At 40.2% G+C, this 26,841-nt stretch carries 27 protein-coding genes and 1 tRNA gene; 23 read left to right on the top strand and 5 right to left on the bottom strand.

Annotated elements, in window-relative coordinates; all coding sequences use genetic code 11:
* Positions 1-596 precede the first annotated feature (596 nt).
* The 3 genes from gntK to QPK24_RS23515 form a co-directional block, all read right to left on the bottom strand.
* Positions 597-2,144 (bottom strand): gluconokinase, encoded by a 1,548-nt coding sequence (gene gntK / locus QPK24_RS23525; RefSeq protein ID WP_285745242.1) that lies wholly within the window; start codon positions 2,142-2,144, stop codon positions 597-599.
* Positions 2,145-2,202: 58 nt separating this feature from the next.
* On the bottom strand, positions 2,203-3,564 hold the full coding sequence (locus tag QPK24_RS23520) for a GntP family permease (protein WP_285745240.1): 1,362 nt from the start codon (positions 3,562-3,564) through the stop codon (positions 2,203-2,205).
* 307 nt (positions 3,565-3,871) lie between these two features.
* On the bottom strand, positions 3,872-4,540 hold the full coding sequence (locus QPK24_RS23515; RefSeq protein ID WP_285749534.1) for a GntR family transcriptional regulator: 669 nt from the start codon (positions 4,538-4,540) through the stop codon (positions 3,872-3,874).
* A 623-nt stretch (positions 4,541-5,163) separates the two neighbouring features.
* On the opposite strand from QPK24_RS23515, the gene rpmH reads away from it, so the two are divergent.
* The 12 genes from rpmH to QPK24_RS23455 all read left to right on the top strand — a co-directional run bounded on the left by rpmH (position 5,164) and on the right by QPK24_RS23455 (position 16,852).
* Entirely contained in the window at positions 5,164-5,298 is a 135-nt protein-coding gene (rpmH, locus tag QPK24_RS23510) for a 50S ribosomal protein L34 (RefSeq protein ID WP_091159838.1), read from the top strand.
* A 163-nt stretch (positions 5,299-5,461) separates the two neighbouring features.
* A complete protein-coding gene (rnpA, locus tag QPK24_RS23505; protein ID WP_285745234.1) occupies positions 5,462-5,818 on the top strand; it encodes a ribonuclease P protein component in 357 nt (118 codons plus the stop codon).
* A 70-nt stretch (positions 5,819-5,888) separates the two neighbouring features.
* A complete protein-coding gene (locus tag QPK24_RS23500; protein ID WP_285745232.1) occupies positions 5,889-6,776 on the top strand; it encodes a YidC/Oxa1 family membrane protein insertase in 888 nt (295 codons plus the stop codon).
* Positions 6,777-6,839: 63 nt separating this feature from the next.
* Positions 6,840-7,568 (top strand): RNA-binding cell elongation regulator Jag/EloR, encoded by a 729-nt coding sequence (gene jag / locus QPK24_RS23495; RefSeq protein ID WP_285745230.1) that lies wholly within the window; start codon positions 6,840-6,842, stop codon positions 7,566-7,568.
* A 286-nt stretch (positions 7,569-7,854) separates the two neighbouring features.
* Positions 7,855-9,231, top strand: a complete 1,377-nt coding sequence (mnmE, locus tag QPK24_RS23490) for a tRNA uridine-5-carboxymethylaminomethyl(34) synthesis GTPase MnmE (protein ID WP_285745228.1) — start codon at positions 7,855-7,857, stop codon at positions 9,229-9,231.
* Between the two features lie 239 nt (positions 9,232-9,470).
* Positions 9,471-11,357 (top strand): tRNA uridine-5-carboxymethylaminomethyl(34) synthesis enzyme MnmG, encoded by a 1,887-nt coding sequence (gene mnmG / locus QPK24_RS23485; protein ID WP_285745226.1) that lies wholly within the window; start codon positions 9,471-9,473, stop codon positions 11,355-11,357.
* Positions 11,358-11,359: 2 nt separating this feature from the next.
* Entirely contained in the window at positions 11,360-12,085 is a 726-nt protein-coding gene (gene rsmG / locus QPK24_RS23480; protein ID WP_285745224.1) for a 16S rRNA (guanine(527)-N(7))-methyltransferase RsmG, read from the top strand.
* Between the two features lie 401 nt (positions 12,086-12,486).
* The gene (noc, locus tag QPK24_RS23475) at positions 12,487-13,305 is read left to right on the top strand and encodes a nucleoid occlusion protein (protein WP_285745222.1); all 819 of its coding nucleotides are present in this window, start codon (positions 12,487-12,489) and stop codon (positions 13,303-13,305) included.
* A 113-nt stretch (positions 13,306-13,418) separates the two neighbouring features.
* Complete coding sequence (locus tag QPK24_RS23470; protein WP_160035515.1) at positions 13,419-14,180, top strand: ParA family protein; 762 nt, start codon at positions 13,419-13,421, stop codon at positions 14,178-14,180.
* Positions 14,173-15,033 (top strand): ParB/RepB/Spo0J family partition protein, encoded by an 861-nt coding sequence (locus QPK24_RS23465; RefSeq protein ID WP_285745219.1) that lies wholly within the window; start codon positions 14,173-14,175, stop codon positions 15,031-15,033. Before QPK24_RS23470 ends, QPK24_RS23465 begins: the two co-directional genes overlap by 8 nt.
* A 139-nt stretch (positions 15,034-15,172) precedes the next feature.
* The gene (locus QPK24_RS23460; protein ID WP_285745217.1) at positions 15,173-16,327 is read left to right on the top strand and encodes an aminotransferase class V-fold PLP-dependent enzyme; all 1,155 of its coding nucleotides are present in this window, start codon (positions 15,173-15,175) and stop codon (positions 16,325-16,327) included.
* Positions 16,328-16,351: 24 nt separating this feature from the next.
* Positions 16,352-16,852 (top strand): DUF4446 family protein, encoded by a 501-nt coding sequence (locus QPK24_RS23455; protein ID WP_285745215.1) that lies wholly within the window; start codon positions 16,352-16,354, stop codon positions 16,850-16,852.
* On the opposite strand, the gene yyaC is transcribed toward QPK24_RS23455, so the two are convergent.
* Entirely contained in the window at positions 16,824-17,435 is a 612-nt protein-coding gene (yyaC, locus tag QPK24_RS23450; protein ID WP_285745213.1) for a spore protease YyaC, read from the bottom strand. The genes QPK24_RS23455 and yyaC overlap by 29 nt on opposite strands.
* A 106-nt stretch (positions 17,436-17,541) precedes the next feature.
* On the opposite strand from yyaC, the gene QPK24_RS23445 reads away from it, so the two are divergent.
* The 4 genes from QPK24_RS23445 (at position 17,542) to QPK24_RS23430 (ending at position 19,153) form a co-directional block, all read left to right on the top strand.
* Complete coding sequence (locus tag QPK24_RS23445; RefSeq protein ID WP_285745211.1) at positions 17,542-17,790, top strand: putative Se/S carrier protein; 249 nt, start codon at positions 17,542-17,544, stop codon at positions 17,788-17,790.
* Positions 17,791-17,834: 44 nt separating this feature from the next.
* A complete protein-coding gene (locus QPK24_RS23440; protein WP_407083041.1) occupies positions 17,835-18,797 on the top strand; it encodes a mechanosensitive ion channel family protein in 963 nt (320 codons plus the stop codon).
* Positions 18,787-18,996 carry a DUF951 domain-containing protein gene (locus QPK24_RS23435; protein ID WP_285745207.1) on the top strand — a complete coding sequence of 70 codons (210 nt, stop codon included), beginning with the start codon at positions 18,787-18,789 and terminating at the stop codon, positions 18,994-18,996. Before QPK24_RS23440 ends, QPK24_RS23435 begins: the two co-directional genes overlap by 11 nt.
* Positions 18,997-19,061: 65 nt before the next feature.
* Positions 19,062-19,153 (top strand) — tRNA-Ser (locus QPK24_RS23430).
* Positions 19,154-19,619: 466 nt separating this feature from the next.
* Here QPK24_RS23430 and QPK24_RS23425 read toward each other — a convergent pair.
* On the bottom strand, positions 19,620-19,814 hold the full coding sequence (locus QPK24_RS23425; protein WP_160035529.1) for a YjzC family protein: 195 nt from the start codon (positions 19,812-19,814) through the stop codon (positions 19,620-19,622).
* Positions 19,815-20,014: 200 nt separating this feature from the next.
* Here QPK24_RS23425 and rpsF point away from each other — a divergent pair, with 200 nt between their 5' ends.
* The 7 genes from rpsF to opp4C all read left to right on the top strand — a co-directional run bounded on the left by rpsF (position 20,015) and on the right by opp4C (position 26,836).
* Positions 20,015-20,299, top strand: a complete 285-nt coding sequence (gene rpsF, locus QPK24_RS23420) for a 30S ribosomal protein S6 (RefSeq protein WP_160035531.1) — start codon at positions 20,015-20,017, stop codon at positions 20,297-20,299.
* A 51-nt stretch (positions 20,300-20,350) separates the two neighbouring features.
* Positions 20,351-20,836 carry a single-stranded DNA-binding protein gene (gene ssb, locus QPK24_RS23415; protein ID WP_213530957.1) on the top strand — a complete coding sequence of 162 codons (486 nt, stop codon included), beginning with the start codon at positions 20,351-20,353 and terminating at the stop codon, positions 20,834-20,836.
* Between the two features lie 19 nt (positions 20,837-20,855).
* On the top strand, positions 20,856-21,125 hold the full coding sequence (gene rpsR, locus QPK24_RS23410; RefSeq protein WP_160035535.1) for a 30S ribosomal protein S18: 270 nt from the start codon (positions 20,856-20,858) through the stop codon (positions 21,123-21,125).
* A 311-nt stretch (positions 21,126-21,436) separates the two neighbouring features.
* Positions 21,437-22,060: a M15 family metallopeptidase gene (locus QPK24_RS23405; RefSeq protein WP_285745202.1), complete on the top strand. Its 624-nt coding sequence runs from the start codon at positions 21,437-21,439 to the stop codon at positions 22,058-22,060.
* Positions 22,061-23,105: 1,045 nt separating this feature from the next.
* Positions 23,106-24,857 (top strand): ABC transporter substrate-binding protein, encoded by a 1,752-nt coding sequence (locus QPK24_RS23400; protein WP_285745200.1) that lies wholly within the window; start codon positions 23,106-23,108, stop codon positions 24,855-24,857.
* 81 nt (positions 24,858-24,938) lie between these two features.
* Positions 24,939-25,901, top strand: coding sequence for an ABC transporter permease (locus tag QPK24_RS23395; protein ID WP_285745198.1), 963 nt, complete (start codon positions 24,939-24,941; stop codon positions 25,899-25,901).
* A gap of 11 nt (positions 25,902-25,912) precedes the next feature.
* A complete protein-coding gene (opp4C, locus tag QPK24_RS23390; RefSeq protein ID WP_285745196.1) occupies positions 25,913-26,836 on the top strand; it encodes an oligopeptide ABC transporter permease in 924 nt (307 codons plus the stop codon).
* Positions 26,837-26,841 lie beyond the last annotated feature (5 nt).

Below are 26,841 nucleotides of genomic sequence, written 5' to 3'. Positions count from 1 at the left end.
AGACTGTCACTCCTTTTAATCTTCCAAATGTGGCCCAGTGCCATGAGTGGAATGTCGAAAAAAAATTTATATTGTAGAATTTATCCCCAATGTCCATAGGACGCTAAACAAAAAAAGAAGGAACAACGGAAAATTGTTCACAACTTTATCCACAGGCTGTTGATAATATTATGGATTGAAACATCTATTCACATCCAAAAGCAATATAATCATAGCAAAAGAAGTCTTATATTTCAACGTATCTCAGGATTTTATCCACAAATTCAATAACTTGTGTATAATTTTTAATCACAACACTACATATTGTTTATAAATTGTTTAGTTTTTGACAGGATCATTAAAAATCTGAAATCATTTATTCACAGGTTGTGCTTATAAATTATCAGTTGATGTTGGATAAGGGGGAAGATGAAGAGTCACTTGAGGCTTCTTTTCTCTGTGGATAACTGAAAAACGTAATAAAAGGAATTGTAAATCGGGGGGAAAGTTGATCTTAATTAGCAATACTACACGTGGCGACATTTTAATTACGAACAGACCAAAAAGAGCCGGTCAGAATGACCGGCTCTTTGATTTTGCTATAAATAAAGGAGAACTTAGCTCGTAGCAGAGATATACTTACGTTGAAACTTGGCCAGGTCCTCATACTCTTCTGTAAGCTTACGAGAGATACGGATAAAAATCGGAAGCAGCTCTTGATAGATATCGACCTGATCTTGATTAGGAGAGTGTGCATGCGTTGTTCCAACCATGTTTGTAACGACTTCTAGGGAATCTGCATGGCCTGTTGCGTATAGTCCAAGGACTACCGCTCCCAGACAAGAGCTTTCGAAGCTCTCTGGCACAACAACTTCCTGATCAAAAATATCGGCCATCATCTGCCGCCATAGCGGAGAACGAGCAAATCCGCCAGTAGCTAAAATTCGGCTTGGTTGTCCCATTTGTTCTTTCATGGCAAGCAGAACGGTATAGAGATTGAAAATAACACCTTCTAATACAGCGCGGATCATGTGTTCTTTTTTATGTTGCAGCGTAAGACCGAAGAATGATCCCTTTGCATCTGGATTCCACAGTGGAGCTCTTTCACCTGATAAATAGGGGTGGAATAGTAGACCGTCTGCTCCAGGAGCTACTCGCTCAGCAATCCGGGTGAGTACATCATAGGAGCTGATTCCAAGTCTTTTTGCCGTTTCTATTTCTGACGCAGCCATTTCATCACGTACCCAACGGAAGATCATGCCTCCGTTATTCACAGGTCCTCCGACCACCCAGTGGTTCTCAGTTAGGGCATAGCAGAAAGTACGGCCCTTTACATCCGTGACCGGCTTATCTACAACGGTACGGATTGCACCGCTTGTACCGATCGTAGCAGCAACCTCTCCTGGGTGGATGGCTCCTACCCCAAGATTGGAGAGTACTCCATCACTTGCTCCTACAACAAATGGGGTAGAAGGGCTTAATCCCATTTCTTTTGCATAAAAAGGATCAAGGCCTGTCAGCACATGTGTAGTAGGAACCAGCTGAGATAAATGTTCAGGAGTGATACCTGCTATTTCAAGTGCTTCTTGGTCCCAATCCAGCTGCTGCAAATTAAACAGTCCGGTAGCGGAAGCAATCGAATGGTCTACCACATATTGATTGAACAGTCTTAAGGTAACATATTCCCGAATAGATATGAACTTCGCTGCTTGATCAAAAATACTTTTTTGGTCATTTCTTAGCCAGATCAGCTTAGATAAAGGGGACATAGGATGAATCGGTGTTCCTGTTCTACGATATATTTCATGCCCGTTCATCTCTTCTTTTAATTTCCGTGCCCATACATTGCTTCGATTATCCGCCCAAGTGATACATGGTGTGAGGGGAAGTCCGCTTGCATCCATAGCGATAAGGCTGTGCATAGCAGAGCTAAAAGAGGCGAATAAAACCTGCTCTGGTAAGATCCCGCTTTCTACCATTATCGATTTGACTGTATGGATTACAGCAGACATGATTTCATCTGGATTCTGTACAGCTGAGTCTGGAACAGGCGTGAGAAGAGGGTACTCCTCACTCGCCTTTGCTATAACCATTCCATTTTTCTCAAAAAGCACTGCTTTTGTACTTGTTGTTCCAATATCAATGCCGATCATATATGAGTTCATATTTAGAGGCCTTCTTTCTATAAGCTATTCCAACCATTAATAGAGGTAGGAGTGGCAGTTAAATAACTAGATTTAGCAATAAAATCAGGACAAGTGCAACAACAGAAAGTAAACTTTCCATGACAGACCATGTTTTAAGGGTTTGAGGTACCGTCATATTGAAAAATTCTTTAATCATCCAGAATCCCGCATCATTTACATGGGATAGGAAAACGGATCCTGCTCCTGTTGCAAGAACCACAAGTTCTACACTAGCCCCTGGGGAAAGTGCGAGAACAGGAGCAACAATACCAGCAGCAGTTGTCATCGCGACAGTAGCTGATCCTGTTGCTACACGAATGAGAGCGGCAACAAGCCAAGCGAATAATATGATATTGATATGCATACTCGTAGCGAGTTCTGCAATAGCTGCACCGACACCACTATTAATAAGTACTTGTTTAAAAGCACCACCTGCACCGATGATTAGAATTATACTTGCTGTTGGTGCAAGACATTCACTGGTAAACTTAGAAATTTCGTTTTTGTTGAATCCCCGGGCAAACCCAAGAGAAAAGAGAGCAAAGACCACTGAAATAAGAAGGGCAATAACCTCATTACCAATAAACTCAAGAAAATGAGAGAAACCATGAACACCTTCCGGATCTACAATCAGTGCGATGGATCCAGCCAGCATCAGGATAACTGGCAGTAAAATCGTAAACAACGTAATACCAAAACCGGGAAGTTCACGTTCGCTTTTTAATGAAAATTGTTCTGCAAGTTCGGTTGCCGGAGCTACATGGACTCTTTTGCTAATAAAGCTAGCAAATACAGGACCAGCAATTGCTGCTGTCGGCAGTCCCACTATAAGAGAATACATAATGGTTTGTCCTAAGTTAGCACCAAATGCCTCAATAGCAATCATAGGCGCAGGGTGAGGAGGGACAAGTCCATGTACAGTAGAAAGTCCCGCCAAAATTGGGATCCCGATCTTCAGAATAGATAAACCTGTTTTTCTTGCTACTGTGAATACAATCGGAATAAGAAGAATTAGACCCACTTCAAAAAATACAGGAATACCCACAATAAAACCAACAATCATCATGGCCCAGTGGACCCGTTTTAATCCAAAACGATCAACGAGAGTAGTGGCGATTCGTTCTGCCCCGCCGGACTCTGCCATCATTTTACCTAGCATTGTACCCAGCCCGATCACAATGGCAATCGTACCGAGGGTTCCGCCAACTCCGCTTGTTATTGATGTTACAACATCTTGTGTATTCATGCCGGTGAGAAGGCCCAAAATCAATGCGGCGATCAAAAGTGATACAAACGGATTCCATTTGTACTTGGAAATAAGTATAACTAAAAATACGATAGTGAGAAGAGTCCAAACCAGCATTGTTGCTGTATGACTAAGGCCAAAGATACTTTCCATGATGAATGTTCTCCTTTTTGATGGGAATTATAGTAGAGGAGGGATCCTCTATTTAGAAATAAGTGCGCTTACAAAAATCTCTGTTATTTGGCATATCGCCAATTTGTATACTTGTCGACAACTTTTAGGAGAGAGAAAGCACATATTTTGCACCAGTCTCTTGAATATAAGCAGTATGAGTAATCGATTTCATAACTTATAAAGACGATAAATTGCAGCTCTAAAAATTAGGAACCACTTTTACCAATATATCGTCTTGCCGAAGCAACAAAAGGTATTATGAAACGGATTGCAACTAAAAACATCTCTAAAAAGTTTTATGGAGTGTTTGTCGTGAATCAGTAAAGTAGATCCTGACTTCATTTGCTACAATCTCAGGGTCTTTGGATGCAAGACCTTTCATTAATTGATGGTGTTTTTGAATGACAGCTTTGATCCGTTCTTCGCCATGGGAGAAAATCTCTTCAGTTGTAAGTAAAAGCAACGTCATAATAATCTGCCGAATACTTTTCCAAAGATGGAGAATTCGCGTATGATTTGCTTCGATAATAATCGTCTCATGAAACTGGAAATCAAGATAAGCAAATTCAATAAAATCGGAATGTCTCATGGCAAGTTCCATTTTATCGATGATTTGCTGTAGTTTAGTTAACAGATCACAAGGCAGTTGCTTTGCTAAATTCGCTTGAACAAAACTTTCAATCAGGTACCTTACATCATATAGCTCGTCCTTATCTTTTGAGCTTAGTCCAAGAACGACGGCACCCATCCGCTCTAAGCTAATCAACCCCTCGTTTGAAAGCGTTTTAAATGCTTCTCTTACAGGGGAACGACTGCTTTTAAACTGAGCAGCAATTTTATTCTCGGATAATATTTCTCCCCTGGCGATCGTACCATCAATAATTTGCAAACGTAAATCGCTTACAATTAACTCTCCTAAAGAATTGCCTTGTAGCCAAGCAGAAGGATAACGCATCATATAACTCTCCTATTCATTACACTAAACTTCTTTTAACTTCATGATAACGAATCATAGTGTTAGTCGGCAATAAATGAGAAAACTTCATCCATGTATACTTGTATACAAGTTATTGATACCACTATCCTAACTCAACTGTGAACATTTTGTAAACGGTTAGTTAGAGAGTTGGCTATAGATGACCTTATATAGAAGGGATATATTTTATACATATAAACATTAGGAGTAAATTGAATCACGGTTAAAATCGAAATACTCCGTATGCAGATTTGCTCGGTGTGATTACGGGGTGTTCAAATCAAGTTATATGGCAGCCATATAGTAGAAGAAAAATGGTAGAATAAGCTCACTTCATCTATCCACATGTGTATAACTCGCGAGAAGATGCAATAACTGATAAAAAATGTGGACAACAGGATCTAAAGATATAGAATTGGGATATAATGTAGTTCAGTTGACTTTTTGACTTGTACGTGGTTAAATATATAAAGGCATTTTCTGTGTTGATGAAAATGATTAAATTAAGATATCGTTATAGATTGCGCTATGCAAATAAACAGTTTATATGTACTACTAGGTAGTTCAATCTGTACAGGATTCCTTTTAAGGGGGTGCAATACATGAGACCAACATTTAGACCGAATGTTAGCAAACGTAAGAAGAACCATGGTTTCCGGAAAAGAATGAGCACGAAAAACGGCCGTAAAGTTCTGGCAGCCCGCCGTCTTAAAGGCAGAAAAGTACTCAGTGCGTAATGCGTGCATGAAGACCACTACGGTGGTCTTTTTTTCTTAAACAAGAAATTCTATTTTAAATAGGGGAGTGTTTATAGCTTCCTACGATCGTCCATACTTATTTTTAGGATGAAACAATGCGTTCATTATTATAGAGACGCGTCTTAGCAAGGAGAAGAGATCATTGCATAAAAGATTACGTTTACGAAACCGTGCCGACTTTAGTCGCGTATACCGTTATGGTAAGTCTCAAGCAAACTATCAGTTTGTGGTATATGGATTGCGTCGCAAGGATGTCGAGCAGTTTCGTGTCGGCGTATCTTGCAGCAAAAAAATAGGAAATGCGGTTGTCCGCAATCGCATGCGAAGAATGATTAAAGAAATTATTCGACATCATGAAGCCGAAATTGTTGAGAATATGGATCTCATATTTATCGTAAGAAAGGGAGCAGTTTCAATGAGCTACAAAGAGATGGAGAAAAGTCTACTTCATGTCTTGCGTAAAGCTTCGCTGCTCAAGGCAGAAAAGCGCTCGAAATAGCGTTTTCTTTGTTCTTCTACTTATGGTATTATTTACGGTGGAATGGATAGGTTAAGAGAGGGGTTATCAAGTGTCACGACTCAAGTCAATGAAGGGGAAAAAGTGGATTCTCCTGATCGCTGTAATTGCTTTAGTTGCTGTACTATCGGGTTGTACATCTGCGAATACAGCTCATGTTACCACAGAAGACCTCAGAAACAGTGATTCTTTTTGGAAAAGTAATGTTGTTTATTGGTTCTCATTATCTTTAGATTCATTAGCTAAGCTGTTTGGTGGAGAATATGGATTGGCAATCCTCGTACTGGTTATTATTGTTCGTACGTTAATTCTTCCACTTACTATTAAACAAGTTAAAAGTTCAAGAAACATGCAAAAGATTCAACCGCTTATCAAGGAAATCCAAACGAAATACAAGGATACCCCTGAAAAAATTCAAGCGGAAACGATGAAGCTATTCCAAGAGCATAAAGTCAATCCAATGGCGGGTTGTTTGCCTCTGATTATCCAGATGCCTATCTATATCGCTCTTTATAACTCGATTCTCTATAACTCAAATATTAATCAGCACACTTTCTTATGGATGGAACTTGGTTCCCCAGATAAATTGTTTATACTTCCTGTGCTCGTAGCTGCATCTATGTTCTTCCAAACATGGTACATGATGAAACAAAATCCATCACAGCAGCAAGGACCTATGCAGTTTATGCTTTGGGTATATCCAATCTTGATGTTCATTATGTCCTACCAGTTTGCTTCGGCATTGCCGCTCTACTGGTTCTACTCGAACATCTATACCATTATTCAAAACTTCTTCCTCTATCGCAACAACGACAAGCATGTAGCTGCTGCCAATGTGGAAGGAACAAAGAGCTCCTCTAAAAAGAGACAAGCTGGAATGGCAACTACGAACGGTGCAGGTTCTCAAGCGAAGAAGAAAAAGAAAAAGAAGAAAAAATAATATAAATCATTGATTGTCCGGTTTATCAGATCAGGAAGTGGCAAAGGAGGCACGGCGTTCCATATGACCACCGTCATTGTGACAGGTAAAACGATAGAAGATGCTGTAGATCAAGGACTGGCTAAGCTTGGTGTCAGTCGAGATCTGGTTACGTTAAACGTCTTAGAACAGCCATCCAGGGGTTTTTTAGGTCTCATTGGTGTTAAGCCAGCCAAAGTAGAATTGACACTTAAGCCAAAACAGGCAGAAGAATCTTTTCAAAACGAGCCCGATTCTGCTCTGATCCGTACTTCTGAGCTTACATCTTCAAGCTCAACGGAATTAGATACGAATATATCTAATGATGTAGATCCATATGTTGAAGCGAGCAATTTTGTGAAAGAAGCAGCTGCGGGTATGGGTCTTGATGTTGAGATTGAGATCAAAAAAAGCAGGGATGGTAAGATATTCAACATTACCGGAGAAGACCTTGGTCTTATTATTGGACGTAGAGGCCAAACTTTAGATGCTTTGCAATATTTAACGAATATTGTGGCAAACAAACACTCAAGCAGTTTCGTACGGATTATTCTTGATGCGGAGAACTTTCGATTAAGACGCCGCAAGACACTCGAAGAACTTGCTGACCGATTGGCTTCACAGGTGGTTCGCACGGGAAAAGAAGTGGTCCTTGAACCCATGCCTTCCCAGGAGCGCAAGGTGATACATGCTAAACTTCAGAATCATCGTCAGGTGAATACAATCAGCAAGGGCGAAGAGCCTAACCGCAGAGTGGTTATTACACTTAAATAAGCATAATGTGATTTCATGCGATTACGCAATGGCTTCCTGCCCCGTGCAGAAGCCATTGCTTTTTTCGTAATCAGGGTACGCAGCCTGAATCTAGTTGAATTCTTTTCATAACTCACTAAAACAGGAAATTAGTATCTATATATATACAATAAAACCATTTTGATCTATATATAGATCTGATTAAACCAACGAAGGTATTATGAAATTGATTCAGTTAATAATGAAAATAACAGTCTTGATAACTTGAATATAGATCATAAGCAAGGATACGGGAAGGTGAATACAGATGATTAGTGATACAATAGCAGCTATTTCTACAGCTGTAGGTGAAGCGGGGATTGCTGTCATTCGGGTCAGTGGTCCAGATGCAATCAAAGAAGTAGGTAAGATTGTAAAAAGTAAAACACCACTCGAACAAGCGGAATCTCATACCGTTCATTATGGACATATTATCAACCCACAGACACAAGAAAAAGTGGAAGAGGTACTTGTCACAGTGATGAGAGCCCCACGTTCCTTCACCACAGAAGATGTGGTAGAGATTAGTTCCCACGGTGGTGTGATCTCCGTTAAACGAATTATGGATCTACTGCTTATGCTGGATATCCGAGTAGCAGAACCAGGCGAGTTTACCAAAAGGGCCTTTTTGAATGGAAGAATTGACTTGTCTCAAGCCGAAGGTGTTATGGATCTCATTCGTTCTAAGTCAGATCGCGCTTTTTCTGTTGCTTTAAAACAAGTAGGGGGATCTCTCTCTGCAAAAATACGTGACCTTCGTTATACCCTTGTGGAAACAATGGCACATATTGAAGTGAATATTGATTATCCAGAGCATGACGTAGAATCACTCACTTCTGAATTTATCAAAGAAAAATCGTCTCATGTGATGAACGAAATTGATAAGCTGTTAAAAACAGCAGAACAAGGGAAAATATTAAGAGAAGGAATTACCACTGCTATCGTTGGAAGACCTAATGTAGGAAAATCTTCTCTCCTTAATACACTGGCTCAAGATAACCGTGCGATCGTCACAGATATTCCAGGGACAACTCGCGATGTCATAGAAGAGTTTGTGACTATTAATAATATTCCTTTAAAATTGCTCGATACAGCGGGTATTCGGGAAACAATGGATGTTGTTGAGAAGATTGGTGTGGAGCGATCTCGCACCGCTTTTACAGAAGCAGACCTGATTCTTATGGTAGTAAATGCGGGAGAACCGCTGCATGAGGATGAGCTCGAACTTTTGGAGCAAATTAAAGGCAGACAGGCTATTGTTATTCTGAATAAAATGGATCTACCAACCAAGATTGACCGGGACATATTAGAACGGTATATTGATCCCGAATTAATCGTACCGATGTCTGTAAAAGCAGAAGAAGGTATTGACCTGCTTGAAGAAGCAATATCGAAATTATTCTTTAGCGGGCAATTAGAATCAGCAGATCTCACTTATGTAAGTAATGTACGGCATATCTCTCTTCTGAAAAAAGCGAAGCAATCTTTACAGGATGCTTATGACGCTGCAGAACAGTTCATCCCAATTGATATGATCCAAATTGATGTGAGATTAGCCTGGGAGCAGCTCGGTGAGATTGTTGGAGACACTGCGCATGATGCTCTAATTGATCAGATTTTCTCCCAGTTTTGTTTAGGGAAATAAAGAGATATATTGATGAGATCCACGGGATTCATTATAGATTTATCATTTGAAATGATTTGAATCAATGGAATCAAGTCTTATGGAATCCCCGTGTTTTTTGATATAATGGAATTTAGTGCTTTGTATAAGCGCCCAGAAATGAACTTGATAAGAAATCCAGAACAGTGAGGTTCTGATTTCGTTTCAATACAGCAGTATAAATTACAGGGAGAGATCCCTGAAACAAGGAGGAAGGCACGATGGGATTTGATGGCGGTACATTCGATGTAATTGTCGTTGGTGCAGGTCATGCTGGTGTCGAATCAGCTCTTGCTGCAGCTCGTATGGGCTGTAAAACGCTGATGGTCACTATTAATCTGGATATGGTCGCATTTATGCCATGTAATCCATCGATTGGGGGACCAGCAAAAGGCCATGTAGTCCGTGAAATTGACGCCCTAGGTGGAGAAATGGGCCGAAATACAGACCGAACATTTATTCAAATGAGAATGCTCAATACAGGTAAAGGTCCAGCAGTACATGCGCTTCGAGCGCAGGCAGATAAATTTTCTTACCAGCACACCATGAAAGAAACGTTAGAAATGGAACCAAATCTTACGATGCGCCAAGGCATGGTAGAGCGTTTGATCGTGGAAAATGGAGAGTGTGTCGGTGTCGTTACACAGACAGGATCAGAATACCGTGCTAAATCAGTTGTACTTACAACAGGAACGTACTTACGCGGTAAAGTAATTATGGGTGAACTGATGTATGAGAGCGGGCCAAACAATCAGCAGCCTTCGATTAAGTTATCTGATCATCTTAAAGAGCTTGGTTTCGAACTTGTACGTTTCAAGACAGGGACTCCACCTCGGGTGCATAAGGATACCATCGATTTCAGTAAAACAGAAATTCAACCAGGAGACGATATTCCTAAGTTTTTCTCCTATGAGACGGAAAGCTCAGACAATGAACAATTGCCATGCTGGTTAACGTACACTTCAGCTGAAACACATCAGATTATAACAGATAATCTGCATCGTGCTCCCATGTTCTCAGGTGTAATTGAAGGTACGGGACCACGTTATTGTCCTTCCATTGAAGACAAGATTGTTCGTTTTAGTGATAAACCAAAACACCAAATTTTCCTAGAACCCGAAGGCAAAAACACCAAAGAATATTATGTTCAAGGTTTGTCTACCAGCTTACCTGAAGATGTGCAATTAGAAGTATTGCGCTCCGTTCCAGGACTTGAGAATGTTCAGATGATGCGTAATGGCTATGCCATCGAATATGACGCTATGGTGCCGACGCAGCTTCTTCCTTCGCTTGAGACGAAGCGTCTTCCAGGGTTGTTTACTGCAGGACAAATTAACGGAACTTCTGGTTATGAAGAGGCAGCTGGTCAAGGGATTATGGCTGGAATCAATGCAGCTCGTAAAGCACAAGGAAAAGAACCAGTTGTTCTAGATCGTTCGCAAGGATACATCGGTGTTCTTATTGATGATCTGGTGACGAAAGGTACGAATGAGCCCTACCGTCTGCTTACTTCGCGGGCTGAGTATCGACTGCTTTTGCGTCATGACAATGCAGACATGAGACTTACTCCACTTGGACACGAGATTGGACTTGTGACAGATGAACGTTATGCTAAATTCCTTAATAAAAAGGAAAAAGTAGAGCAGGAGATCGAACGCTTGCGTACTACTCGTACTCGCCCATCAGAAGTGAATGAACTTCTAGCAAGTATAGAGTCAACGCCTTTGCAAGATGGAATTTCCCTTCTTACCTTAATGAGACGTCCGGAAGTGAATTATTCTTTTATCGAGAGAATCTCACCTTCTCCTTATGATCTAAATGAAGAGATGAAGGAACAAGTCGAAATCCAAATTAAATATGCAGGTTATATTGAGAAGCAACTCACTCATGTAGAACGTCTGATGAAAATGGAGAAAAAGAAAATTCCAGATACCATCAATTACAATGAGATTCATGGTTTGGCAATAGAAGCGAAACAGAAGCTTGAAAAAATCCGTCCCATCTCTATCGGTCAAGCTTCCCGGATTTCGGGTGTAACACCGGCAGATATTTCAATATTGCTCGTTTATCTAGAACATTATAATCGGGTTACTGCATCTAGGGGGTAACAATGGATCATATACAGAAGGAATTGCAAGAACGCTTAGCAGAACATCAGATTGAGCTTAGCGAGAAGCAGTTAGATCAATTTGAGATTTATTATAAAGAGCTCGTATCTTGGAATGAGAAAATGAATCTAACGGGTATCACTGAGAGAGAGCAAGTATATACAAAACACTTTTATGATTCTGTGTCACTTGCTTTCTATGTAGGAATGGACGAAGTGAATACCATCGCGGATATAGGGTCTGGGGCAGGTTTCCCGGGTATTCCGCTTAAGATTTGTTTTCCTCATTTAAAGCTGACGATTATTGATTCTCTGAATAAACGGATTACGTTCTTACAACATCTTTGTGATGCTCTTGGACTTCAAGACGTGGAACTTATTCATGGCCGGGCAGAAGAGGTCGGAAGAAAAGCAGGTTACCGGGATCATTATGATCTTGTTACAGCTCGTGCTGTTGCTAGGCTTGCAGTACTTAATGAATTCTGCCTACCTTTTGTTCGTAAAGACGGAATGTTTGCAGCAATGAAGGGTAGCGATCCTGCTGCAGAATTGACAGAAGCGGCATACAGTTTAAAAGAGTTAAAGGGTAAACTCATTGAAACACATGCTTTCCAATTACCCGTGGAAGAGTCAGCAAGGCATATGATTTTAATCCGTAAGATAGCTAACACACCAAAGATGTATCCTAGAAAACCAGGAACACCACTTAAGACACCACTTGTTAAATAATAAAAAGGGAATGTTTCACGTGAAACATTCCCTTTTTTTGTTTATTTTAAGCAATCTATCTTCCTTAAAATAAGAAATAATACAACATTATATCTGCATAAAAACAGGTATTAAAAACGGTATAAAAACAAGGCTCATAATCAACAAACGCGATGAAAATACTAGAAGTCAATTTTCCTTAAAATGAGATAAAATTCACTGCCAAACAATAGGATTATGGAAGAAAAAGTGATAGAATAGAGGGAGTAGTTTCTTCGTACAGATTGAGTCTAAACGTCATAGAACATAATCCTATACATAAAGAAGACGGCTTAGCCTAGTTGCAACACGGAATCGAAGAGAGAACAGTCAATAAAGTGCCTTAAGCGGCACTATTTTGAATTTAGGTGGTAATCTACGGAATGAAAGAACAATTTTCGAAGTTGTTTGGTTTGACGGAACGCAGTAACGGGGAAGAAGTAAAACAAATTCCGATCGATGAAATTGTGAGCAGCCCGTATCAGCCCCGTACGATTTTTGATGACGAGAAGATTGAAGAATTATGCCAAACGATTAAAACCCATGGTGTTATTCAGCCCATTGTGGTTCGCGTTCGGAACGGGCAATATGAAATCATTGCTGGGGAGAGACGCTGGCGTGCCGTAAGGAAACTTGGCATGGAACATATCCCTGCTATTGTACGTGAATTTAATGATTCCCAAGCAGCTTCCATAGCACTTATCGAAAACTTACAGCGTGAAGGTCTGACGGCGATTGAAGAGGCTGTGGCCTATCAAAAGTTGATCGACTTGCACCAGTTAACACAAGAAAGTCTGGCACAGCGCCTTGGAAAAAGCCAATCCACAATAGCAAACAAAATTCGCTTGCTGCATCTACCTGAAGAAGTGAAGATGGCTCTTATGGAACGGAAAATATCTGAGCGACATGCGAGAGCACTACTTTCCCTAGATCGTTTGGAGATCCAATTAAAAATTCTCGAGGAAATCATCACTAAAGAACTCAATGTAAAACAAACGGAAGCAAGGGTTGCTTTCTACAAAGAGTCTTCCAAGATTAAGAAGTCTAAACGGATTTCTTTTACAAAAGATGTTAGACTCGCTTTGAACACAATTAGACAATCCATTGATATGGTGTCAGACTCGGGCCTCGACATCAAAACAAAAGAATCTGATCATGAAGATCATTATGAAATAGTAATACAAATTCCGAAACGTAAATAATGAACATACAGCGGCTCAGGTGCCGCTTTTTCTATCTACTTCATTCTAGCTATTGCGCCGATATCTATTATCTCGTACCCCTAAGGAATGACTCCTATACTGAGGTGAAAAAAGTGTCAAAGATTATTGCCGTAGCAAACCAGAAGGGCGGAGTAGGTAAAACCACGTCCTCTGTTAATTTGGGTGCAGGACTAGCTTCACTTGGCAAGCGTGTGCTTCTTGTAGATATAGATCCCCAAGGCAACACAACTAGCGGTGTGGGTGTTAATAAAGCAGATGTTGCTTATTGTATCTACGATGTGCTCATTGAAGAGATCCATCCTAAAGAAGCCATTGTGGAAACGAATATCCCGGGACTCCATTTGATTCCCGCAACAATTCAGCTTGCTGGAGCAGAAATTGAACTTGTATCTACCATTTCTCGTGAAGTTCGTCTGAAGAAATCTCTGCAGATGATCAAACATGAGTATGACTATATTTTGATTGATTGTCCTCCTTCACTTGGGATGCTTACCATTAACTCACTGACTGCATCCGATTCTGTTATTATTCCAATTCAGTGTGAATATTACGCCCTCGAAGGTTTAAGTCAGCTCCTAAATACAGTTAGGCTTGTACAAAAACATCTGAATACTTCTCTTCAAATTGAAGGTGTATTGCTTACTATGTTTGATGCTCGCACGAATCTTGGGATTCAAGTTATAGAAGAAGTCAAAAAGTATTTTCAACAAAAAGTTTATAGAACGATTATTCCACGCAATATTAGACTTAGTGAAGCACCATCACATGGACAATCTATTATTACGTATGATCCTCGCTCAAGAGGAGCTGAGGTTTATCTAGAGTTGGCAAAGGAAGTGATTTCATATGAGTAAGCGTTTAGGTAAAGGATTAGACGCAATTCTACCTGCGCTTTCGATCAACGATGATGACAAAATCGTGGAAATACCACTCAGCCAGCTTCGCGCAAATCCTTATCAGCCTAGAAAAACGTTTGATGAAGAGTCTATTAAAGAACTGGCAGAATCTATTCGCCAGCACGGAGTTATTCAACCGATTATTGTTCGCAGTGTGCTTAAAGGGTATGAAATTATAGCGGGTGAGAGGCGTTTTCGTGCATCTGAGTATTGCGGTAAATCTACGGTACCGGCTGTAGTTCGCAACTTTTCCGAACAGCAAGTTATGGAAATTGCACTTATTGAAAACCTGCAACGTGAAAACCTAAATGCAATGGAAGTCGCTGTAGCATATCAAGGTCTTATGGATCAGTTTTCTCTAACTCAAGAAGAACTGTCTATGAAAGTTGGTAAATCAAGATCTCATATTGCTAACTTTCTGCGGTTGTTAACTTTACCTGAGGAAGTAAAAGATCATGTTTCACGTGGAACATTATCTATGGGGCATGCAAGAGCTATTGTTGGCCTTAAGGACCAAAAGGTAATAAAAGAACTAGCAGAGGAATGTATCCAGAAGCAATGGAGCGTTAGAGAACTTGAAGAAGCTGTTCAACAGATGGATCGTAAAGGGAAGGAAAGTAAATCTAAGTCTAAGCAGAAGAGAAGAGACCCTTACATTGAAACAGTTGAGGAAAGTCTGCGGAATCATTTTAAGACAACGGTAAAGATTAAGGATCATAAGGAAAAGGGAAAGATCGAACTAAATTACTACAGCAAACAGGATTTAGAGAGACTTTTAGAACTACTTCAGATAAATGGACTTCTTGAATGATCAACATGTCTAACCTATCATCAATACACATGAATATGAGGGTAATGGGTAAGTAAGTCTTTAGTGTAATGACATATCGTCCTCTTACCTCAGGTAGGAAGAAAGGATATGTCATTTTCTTTTGTAGAGGAGTAGGGGAATGGATAAAATCATATATTTGGATCATGCTGCTACTTCGTGGCCGAAGCCGGAAACAGTAAAAGAAGCGATGCTTCAAGCAATGGAAACAGCAGGTGCAAACCCAGGCAGAGGAAGTCATCAAATGTCTGTCAACGCAAGTCGGGTATTATTTCATACTCGCCGTGTTATTGCAAAGCTGTTTAGGATTCATAATCCAAATGATATCGTACTTACTTCTAACACTACAATGAGCTTAAATTTAGCGATAACAGGAATTTTGGAACCCGGCGATCATGTAATTACAACAATGATGGAACATAATTCAGTAAGAAGACCTTTAGAATATTTAAAATCACTTGGGCAGATTGAAGTGGATTATCTTCCGCTTACGGATGAAGGCCAAATATCTATGAATATGCTCGAGAACCGAATTCGTCCTCACACCAAATTAGTTGCAGTAACACATAGTTCTAATCTGCTCGGAAGTATTCTTCCATTGAAAGAGATTAGTGCTGTTACTCGAAAACACGGAATCCCTTTGCTCGTCGATGCTGCTCAGAGTGCGGGAGTCCTGCATATTGATGTAGAAAAGATGGGGATTGATCTGTTGGCTTTTCCCGGGCATAAAGGTTTGCTTGGGCCGCAGGGAACAGGAGGCCTTTACATTCATCCCGATCTTGATGTGAAGCCGCTAATTTACGGAGGCACAGGCAGCCAATCAGAAGCAATAGGGCAACCGACGGTTAGACCTGACCGTTATGAATCAGGTACACCCAACGTGGTGGGGTATGCTGGTTTAACGGCAGGAATAGAGCAAGTATTATCCTTATCGATCGATCATATCTATGAACATGAGTGGTCGTTATCTCAGTATTTAATAGAGGGATTAGAAAAGGTGCCAGGAGCACATATTCTGGGCCCGAGAAAAGGATGCCCAAGAAGTGGACTTGTATCTTTTAATATAGAAAACGTAGATTCTGCCGATTTAGCTTTCCGGCTTGACCGAGAATATGGTATTGCAGTGCGCTCGGGATTTCACTGTACCCCACTAGCACATGAAAGTGCAGGAACTTTAGATCGAGGAGCAGTGAGAGCTAGTTTTGGTGTAAACTCAACAGAGGCGGAAGTGTCGGCGCTGCTTGCAGCTGTCCACGATCTTGCCAGTAGATCTTAATTAATAGAGGAGTAGGAACAATAAATGACAGATATAAATGAACTGATCCTGGAACAATTGCCTATTATAACTTTTGGAACTCTGTTAATTGTTCTTGTTCTTTTAATCATGATGATTGTCCAAGCTGTAAAGATGCGTAAACTTCGTAAAAACTATGACAACTTAATGTCTAGTACAGGCGTAGAAGATTTAGAGTCCTTACTTTTTCAGCTTAAAGTTCAAATGGATGCTATCGAGGATATGCAGGCTGAGAATAAAGATGATATCAATAAGGCACTTACGAAGTTGAAGCAAGTCCAAGGGAAAATAGGAGTAAAACGTTATAATGCATATGGAGAGCGGGGGACAGATCTGAGTTTTTCTGTTGCCATGCTGAACGAACAGAGCGATGGACTCGTGCTAACAGGGTTATATAATCGGGATGGTTCTTATGTATATGCAAAGCCCCTAAAAGGGGGAGAGTCAACGTATTCTCTATCAAACGAAGAAAAAGAAGCTATTGTTCTTGCACAGCAAGAAGCGTAACACGCTTATGCCATTCGGTAAGTGCATCATATAAACTGTGGGAGATTACTTCTGCCATGCGAACGACCAGACTAAGCCGAGTATTCTGAAGCACGAAATACTCCATAAAGCCGCCGACGTTAACGATACCTGTCAAATGGATATCGCCAACCGGCGGTAATTCTTTATTTACACCTGCTCCTGGGCGAAGCGGTCCGGCGGATACTTGAATGCAACCTACACTAGAAGATTGTCCAAGACAAGCATCGATACCAATAACATAAGGGTCAGCATGTGTGGAATAAATTACATCAAGTGTATCTTGTAAATTCATTGCATGAACGGGTTCTTCTAGTGTACCGTATAGATGGTAAATGGGACTGCTCTTTAGCTTGGATAGAGAAGTACCCACAAGAGGACCAAGACAATCGCCTGTTGAGCGATCGGTTCCAATACAAACAATGACAATTTCTTTATGGGCAGGTGCCTGAAATAGATGGAATAGTAAACGATGGACAATGGCTGAAGCAATACCTGGATCTGTATGAGGTATTTTCAGGCCAGGCATGTCCTGTGAAGATAAAGCTTTAGGATTACGATTCATAGACGCACTATCTTCCTTTCGTGCTTGGAATAGTAGTATTAGTATATGGAAGAATGCTGGTTTTTATACTTCAATTCACTAGACCATCATAGATAGGAGTATTCAAGTGGATACGTGGCTTACGATAGCTTTTGACTCAACACAGCAAGCGATTTATGCAGAAATGCTGCTAGAGTACGCGGAGGTTGAGATTGATACCTGTCCTACCCCGAAAGAGATAACTGCAGGCTGTGCTTTATCAATTCAGTTCCCTGCGGAATTTCTGGACAAAGTAAAGTATGTTATCATGACAGAGAAAGTTGAAGTGCGCGGTATTTTTCGAAAAGAAGGGACCGGGTATATAGAAATCATATAGAGATCGTTTACTAAAGAGGTGAGTAAAGAGTGGATTGGCCGCTAATGTTATTGACTGGCACAACCAATGCAACAGAAGAACCAGGAAAAGTCGAAGAAACAGTTGAGGAAGCTGTGAGCTGGGTTCAAAAAATTACAGATGGTATATGGAACTGGTTCACAGATGCCGACATGTGGATCGGCTACGCAGGTACACTATTACAGATTCTTATTGTATTTGTTTTAACACGGATTGTTATTAAATTACTGCATGGAATTATTGATAAATCTTTACTGAATAATGATTCGGAGAGAAGAATACGACTCAATACGCGAAGAGTGAATACGGTTGGGGAACTTCTGAAAAATGTAGTCTCCATGGCATGTAACTTCATTCTGGTGCTCCTTATTCTTAGTCAACTAGGTGTAGATCTAGCACCCGTGTTAGCTAGTGCTGGTGTACTTGGACTCGCCATTGGATTTGGTGCACAAAGTTTAGTTAAAGACGTGATAACCGGTTTTTTCATCATATTTGAAGACCAATTCGCTGTTGGGGATGTTATCCAAACGGGCACCTTAAAAGGCACAGTGGAAATGATCGGTTTAAGAACAACGAAGATTATTAGTTTTACTGGAGAAGTTCATATTATTCCTAACGGGGGAATCACCACAGTTACTAACTACTCAATGGCTAACTCAAGAGCCGTTGTAGATATTCCGATGAAAGGTGAAGAACGACTGGGTGAAGCAATGCGGCTTGTAAAAGAAGCTGTACGCGACCTGCCAGAACGTAACACCAATGTACTGACTGTTCCTGAGGTTATGGGGGTTCAGTCTATGACAACATCGGAGTATGTGATCCGTGTGGTAGCCGAGTGTCTGCCGAATATGAATAATGCAGTGCAGCGTGACATCCAGATGGATGTAAGGCAAGCGCTCGAATATCAAGAAACAGTTCGTATGGCTGAGTTAGAGAGTGCCGCATCAAGGGAAGATGATGAGACAGGAGATGGATCAGGTGGAGCGTAAAATTTATGATCTTGGAGACATCGTACAAATGAAGAAACCACACCCTTGCGGAAGCAATGAGATGGAGATCATACGTATGGGAATGGATATCCGGATTAAGTGTGTTGGATGTAAGCATAGTGTGCTAGTTCCTAGAGCAAAATTTGAAAAAAACTTCAAAAAAGTACTTCGCTCATCTGAAGAGCCTCAGTCAGAATAAGAAGCAGACTGCAGCAATCCCTTCTTGCTATTAGAAGACTTTTTTGATATAATGAATTTTGCTGCGGAAAGGTACCCAAGAGGTTATAAGGGGACTGACTCGAAATCAGTTAGGCGCCTTGCGGCGTGCGAGGGTTCGAATCCCTCTCTTTCCGCCATTTAACTAAATGATTGAACCTAACCTAAAATACGGACGCACCTCTTACGTTTACAACGTAAGAGGTTTTTTCGTATATGGAGACTTTTGCTGTTGTACGTTCCAGGTGTTTGTTTAAAGATACTTACTTTTTAAAAATACCAAAAAAGGACCCTAGTAGGGTCCTTCTCGGAAGGCAGTGCGTTATGGTAAAGAAAACATCTATTACGTAACAATTCGTAAGAAACTCGGTGTACTGCCAAGCAATACTCGTGCATCTGAATCCATTTATTTCATCTTCCGCACATTACCTTCCGCTTCTATTTGCCACGATCAAGACCCTCCTCTAAGCGAATGTCCGGCTCGGTCTTCAATACATCCAACGGAACCACACCTCTCCTTGAGCACTGCCTTAACTGTATTATGTCCGGTAATGAGAAAAATAAACGTGAGTTACAAATAATTTTATTTTACTTATCCGTTAATGATTAATGAACCCGGGCTTTGGTAAGCTTCTTCCATTTACGATCTTTATTCGTTGTTTCTGGGAACGGATCGCCTTTTTTCAGCTTCACTCGTTTGGGATTGTTGATTTCTGTGTGAAAACTGGCCTCCCCAACCTCAGTATATTCGCCGTCGTTTGGTGCTTTATCTCCTGGTTCGAATTCTGTTCTTTCACCCATTCGTATCCCTCCTTATATTGTATTGCTTCCTTATTGTGCGCAGATCCGATTACAATCATGTTGGATTATCTAATGGTAAAAGAGAACATGTGCTTGCACTCATACCATGAAAATGTTATATTGGAGTGGTGCGAGTTTATTCTCGTTCCTTGCTCTCAGCTAAGCTAGAGGGCCTTATGTCCATAAGGAGGTGTATAGTTATGCGCAAATATGAAGTGATGTACATTATTCGTCCTGATATTGAACAAGAAGCTGTTCAAGCTGCAGTCGAAAAATTCCAAGGCATCATCTCCAATGGCGGGGAAATTACAAAACATGACGTTTTGGGTAAACGCCGTCTTGCGTATGAGATTAAGAAATTCCGTGATGGTCACTATGTGTTGGTTAACTTCAACGCTGAACCAGCTGTCGTTTCCGAGTTGGAACGTCTCATGAAAATTTCTGACGAAGTAATTCGTTATCTCATCACAAACGATGTTGCTTAATCCGTAAAACATGATTTTTGTAATAATTACGCTCAGAAGGAGGGGATTAGATTGTTGAACCGAGTCATTCTGATTGGCCGGTTAACCCGTGATCCTGAATTACGTTATACTCCTGCTGGAGTAGCCGTGACTCAATTCACACTTGCTGTAGACCGTCCGTTTACAAGTCAAGGTGGAGAACGGGAAGCTGATTTTATACCGGTCGTTACCTGGAGACAGCTAGCGGAAACTTGTGCAAATTATTTGCGTAAAGGCCGTCTAACAGCCGTCGAGGGACGCATTCAAGTACGTAATTATGAGAATAACGAAGGTAAACGTGTATACGTTACTGAAGTTATCGCTGATAACGTTCGTTTCTTGGAATCTAGCCGTGATGGTGGCAACACAAATAGCGGTGGAACTGTGCGTGAAGAGCCTTCATTCGGAGGCAGCGGCAACGGTAACCGAGGGAACAACAATTTCTCACGGAACAATCAGGATCCTTTTTCGGATGACGGTAAACCGATTGATATTTCGGATGATGATTTGCCATTTTAATTAGGAAGGACTGAATAGCATGGGCTTCAAACAAAGAGAAGGCGGAGACGATAAAAGACCAGCACGCCGTGGTGGCCGTAATAAACGTCGTAAAGTTTGTTTCTTCACTGTAAACAAAATTACTCACATTGACTATAAAGATACGGACCTGCTTCGTAAATTTATCAGTGAACGCGGAAAAATTTTGCCACGTCGTGTTACTGGCACGAGTGCAAAATACCAACGCATGCTGACGATTGCAATCAAACGCTCCCGTCAAATCGCATTGCTTCCGTACACAACTGAATAGTTTCAGGTTCAGTGATCGAAAACAACCTGCTGTTTACAGCAGGTTGTTTTTTTTGTTTTAATAATTACATACGTTTGAATAAATTTCATAATACCTTTAGTTGCTTTAATCAGGAGTATATATAAATCAAAATGGTTCTATTTATCTATATATAGTTACAAATTTATTGTTTTAATGAGTTATGAAATTGATTTGATTCTTTAATCTATTGATATAAAGTGGCTATTAACTATGGAGATGTTGAAACAACATTGTGATTTATCTATTTAGACAAAATTTAACGATAGAATAGATAGAATATAGGAGTGGTTATGAGAAGGCAAACACATCAAAGACGGGGGACTTCAGGACGTTTACTGTTAATGCTGTTGCTCTTGGGACTTGTATATTATATTTCGCAGTCGGACACTTTCCGTATTCATTGGAGCCTTCCTTTTTTTAGAGAGGTTACAGAAGAACAGTTTGAAGTAACGGGATTACACCCCGTTGTTGCTGAAAAGCAAAACCAGTTAGTAGAGCGAGCAAGAAAGAGCGGAATAAAGATCATCATTACAGAAGGATACCGGAGTGAAGAGAGGCAAGATGAACTCTTTGAACAAGGACGATCCACCGCAGGGCAGATTGTAACTTCTGCTAGAGGCGGAGAATCGTATCATAATTATGGACTCGCCATTGATTTTGCGATTAGGGTCTCGGCAGATAAAGTGATATGGGATATGGACCATGATGGGAATAGAAATGGGAAGTCAGATTGGATGGAGATTGTAGCAATCGCGAAAGAACTCGGATTTGAATGGGGAGGAGATTGGGCCAGTTTTCCAGACTACCCTCATCTTCAGTATGATTTTGGTTACAGTATAGCTGAGTTGCAGCGCGGTAAAAGACCACCCGGATATAAACTAGACTCTGAAGATTTAGAAGCAAGCGAAGAATGAATGAGAAGAAGTAGCAGAAGTTGAAGAGGAAGTTGAAGAAGCAGTTGAAGTAGTTGAAGTAATAGAGGTAGTTAAAGTAGTAGAAGTAGAAATAGTAGAAATAGAAATAATAGAAGTAGTTAACGTAAGAAAGGTTTATAAACGAACCAATTTTTTGATCCCTTTATTTTCTTTAATCAGAATATATATAGATCGAAATGGTTCTTTTGTCTATATAGTTACAGACGTTTACGTTTTAATGGAGTTATGAACTGGATTTAAATTGATATTATATGGTCCTGCTTATGTAGGATCTTTTTTTATTTTCATGAAAGTTTTCACAGGATGTTTACAATTCAGCGTATAGGGTAGTTGAAATAAATAAGTAGAATTGTATAATAGGGAAAAAGTTCTAATAAAAGTAATCATATAACCACAATTCATTAAAAGATCTCTAATCCGCCCTCTGCTGACAATAACGCTAGTACCATCTTCATCTTGATTTAATAGGCGTTATGTTTACTCACACTAATATTCAATTTCCATTTTATGTGTAATGTAGATGTTATATATAGACAATCCTTTTATTAGATATAACAATATACTGTCATCTAATAATCCGTACATCATGGAATTAATTAAACCTTTACCCCTTATAAACAGAAATAAACGTTAAATATCAATGGGATGTAAAAAAACATTGACGTTAGTAAAATTTACACGTATCATTAAATAAATTATTTAATACCAATTAATAGGATGATATTACATTTATTGACCGATGGTCTAAAAGTATGCATCTCTAGCACTAGATTTCCGCTTTTTTTATTATTCATTATAACCTCACACCAAGGATACTCTACATATTTAGATTCGTATAAATGCAATCCATTTATTAGTTCGTATTCACCACTTATTTATTCATCATTCCTGCCTTACTTCGTTTTCCTAGCATCATGATAATACTTCACAAATTTAGTAACTCTGTAATTATTCATGGATAATTTTCATATATTTTATCCTGATAATTTATAAGCATTTATAGAAATTTAAGAGGAGGATTTTCATGAGAAAGAGATTTTCGCTAATGCTAGTGATCATGCTTATGCTGGTAACGGTACTTGCAGCATGCGCTGGCGGACAAACGGCAGAACCAACTCCGGGGGAAACACCAAACACAGAAACACCAGCACCAGAGACGCCAGAAGCACCTGCTGAAGATGCTACAAAGAACGATGGATTGTTTGAAGCAGCGGATATGTCTGCTAACCCAGGTCCGGCAACAAGTCGTACTGATACTTTGATTGTAGGGGTTACTTCTCCTAAAGGCGTATTTAACCCGCTTTTCCAAGATTCTGCTTATGATTATATGGTTAATGACATCCTTTTTGACGGTTTCCAAACAATTAATGGCGATGGCACATATTCTGATCATCTTGCAGAGAGCATTGATGTTAGTGAAGATGGTTTGAAGTATACTTTCAAACTGAAACCAGGTGTAACTTACACTGACGGCACACCGCTAAGTGTTAAAGATTTCTATTTCTCTTTAAAAGTTCTTCATGATAAGAGCTACGACGGTCCTTCGGATGCATTGTCTTACTACATTAAAGGCGGACAAGAATATTACGATGGTAAAGCTAATGAAATCTCCGGCGTAACGATTGTTAATGACAACACAGTAGAAGTAGAAGTTACTGAAGTTACGGCTCTTACCAAAGACTTTTTAGGTGGTATTCCTTTTATGCCTGAAGCTTACTATGGAAAAGATTACAAACAAGGTAATCTTGATTCTGTAAAAGCATTAAATGACAAGCCGGTTGGTTCTGGACAGTATGTTATGAAATCCTTCCAGCCAGGACAACAAGTTGTTTTTGAAGCAAATGAAAATTACTTCCTAGGTGCACCAAAAATCAAAAATGTAATTTACAAATCTACTACTGACGAGACAAAACTCGCAATGCTTACATCCGGTGAGATTGATATGGATATGGTCACTGTAGATGAAGATAATGTAGAAGAAATTCAAACTCTTGGATTCCTTGATTTAAATATCTTCCCTACAAACGGTTACGGTTATGTTGGTATGAACCATGAAAGAGCAAAATTCCAAGATCCAAAAGTACGTCAAGCACTTGTATTCGGTCTGAATCGTGCAGAGATTGTAGAGGCAGTATACGGTAAGTTTGCTGATGTTATCAATATTCCTCAGTCCAAAGAATCTTGGGCATACACAAGTGAAGGTATTGAAGCTTATGACTTTGATATTGAAAAAGCAAAATCATTGTTAGATGAAGCTGGCTGGACTGTTGGCAAGGATGGTATTCGTGAAAAAGATGGTGAGCAATTCACAATTGATTTCTCTGGTACGGCAGATAATCCAGTAGTGGATGCGCTTCTGCCAATCATGATTGCTAATTATCAAGAACTTGGAATTAAAGTGAATGCAGAAACGCTCGATTTCAACGCAATTCTAGATAAATTAGATAAGAGCGAATACGATATGTACTTCATGGCTTGGGGACTTACTCCAGATCCTGATAGCACTGTATACACTACAAATGGAGCACAGAATCGTGTGCATTACTCTAATAAAGAGTACGACGATTTGATGAAGCAAGGTAAAAAAGCACTTGATATAGAGAAACGTAAAGAAATTTACGCTAAGGCTTATCAAGTGCTCAATCAAGATATTGCAGATATCTTGATGTACCAAAGAAGAGATGGATGGGCAATTAACGGACGAATTAATGGTCTGGAAATTACCCCTTATAAAAGATTTACTTATAGTCTTTACAAAGCAGAAATCGGAGAATAAGACATATAGCCCAGCATGAAAATGATAAGCTCAGCTCTCGCAAGAGCTGAGCTTATCCACTTATATCCCGGGAGGAATATTATGAAGCAGTATATTATCCGGAGGCTGCTGCAAATGATTCCGACAATGATCGGAATTACTATTCTTGTATTTGCAATTACAGCTCTTGTTCCAGGGGACTACATTACTTCTCAGCAAAATCCCAATATGACAGCAGAAAAAGCTCAGCAGTTGGAGAAAATATATGGACTTGATAAAGATCCTGTGCAGCGATATTTCATATGGGTCGGAAACATGCTCACCGCTAATATGGGCGATTCCTTGCAGCATAAACGTCCTGTCACCGATGTCATTGGAGATTATGTATGGAACTCTTTTCTTATTGCTTTCTTCAGTATGATGTTCAGTTGGATCATCGCCATTGTTGCGGGTGTATTCTCTGCTAAATTTCAGTACTCTCTTTTTGATAAGTTAATGACTTTATTCGTATTTTTATGTATGTCTTTGCCATCGTTTTTTATAGGTTTAATACTCATTAAGTTTATGGCAGTAGATTGGGCGCTCTTCCCTGTAGGCGGAATGACTACAGCAGGACAAGCAGGATCTACTTGGGACTATATCGTTGATGTAGCTGATCACATGTTCTTACCGGTTCTTGTACTAACCATGTTAAGTACAGGAAGCCTCACTCGTTATTTCAGAACAAGCATGCTTGAGGTCATTCGACAGGATTATATTCGGACGGCCAGGGCAAAAGGTCTTAAAGAAAGAACGGTAATTTTTAAGCACGCACTTCGCAATGCAATGCTTCCTGCAATCACACTCATGGGATTTGAACTTCCTGCATTGTTCTCGGGGGCAATCATCCTGGAGAAAATCTTTGTATGGCCAGGCGTAGGGCAAGTTTATCTAGAATCCATCACGATGCGAGATTATCCGTTTATGCTTGGGTTCACGATTTTCTTGGCTGCACTGACGTTGATTGGAACGTTAATATCTGATGTGCTCTACGGTGTTGCAGACCCTAGAATAAGGTTGAAGTAGGAGGAGATGTCATGTCAATTGAGGCTGCACCTTTAAAGTCGAAAGCTCAAGTCCCAGCGAAGCGGCCGGATTCACCTTGGAGAGTTGTTCTGCGCAGGTTCTCCCAAAACCGTCTTGCTATAGCTGGACTTTTCATTTTAGTGTTGATGGTCCTAATTTGTTTTTTAGGCCCTAAAATATCACCTTACAATCTTTATGATTATAATGTGGCTGATAAAAATAATCCGCCTAGCAGTGCACATTGGCTTGGCACCGATAAACTTGGCAGGGATGTTCTGCTTCGTGTCATGCTGGCAGGACGTGTATCCATACTGGTCGGGGTGATTGCAACAGCAATATCAGTCATAATTGGTTCGGTACTCGGCGCACTTGCCGGCTTCTACAAGAAGTTCCTGGATTCATTTATTATGCGTATTGCTGAAATATTTATGTCACTGCCTTCGCTACCTTTGCTCATCATCTTGGGTGCGATTATGTCAGATTTGAAGATTCCTCCGGAAAAACGAATCTATTTTCTGATGCTTATTCTCGGTGTCTTATCATGGCCAAGCTTAGCAAGACTTGTTCGCGGACAAATACTGACGCTGAGAGAACAAGAATTTATGCAGGCCACAGAAGCTTTAGGTCTGCGTGACCATCGTAAAATTTTCAAACATCTGCTTCCGAATACCATTCCTATTATTATCGTATCTGCAACCCTTGGTGTTGCAGGCGCTATTTTGTCAGAATCCGCACTTAGTTGGTTAGGTCTTGGGGTTGTTCCGCCTACTCCGTCATGGGGAAATTTGATCTCAGAGGCAAATGGACTCATTGAGTTTCGAAAGAGACCGTGGCTCTGGATTCCGCCAGGCATGTGTATTCTGATTACCGTTGTATCGATTAACTTGATTGGTGACGGGCTACGAGATGCGCTCGATCCTAAAATGAAAAAGTAGGAGAT

It is taken from the genome of Paenibacillus polygoni (genome assembly GCF_030263935.1).
GTDB lineage: Bacteria > Bacillota > Bacilli > Paenibacillales > Paenibacillaceae > Paenibacillus > Paenibacillus polygoni.
Note: the sequence above shows the minus strand (reverse complement) of the source record. Positions and strands in the feature narration are given on the sequence as shown.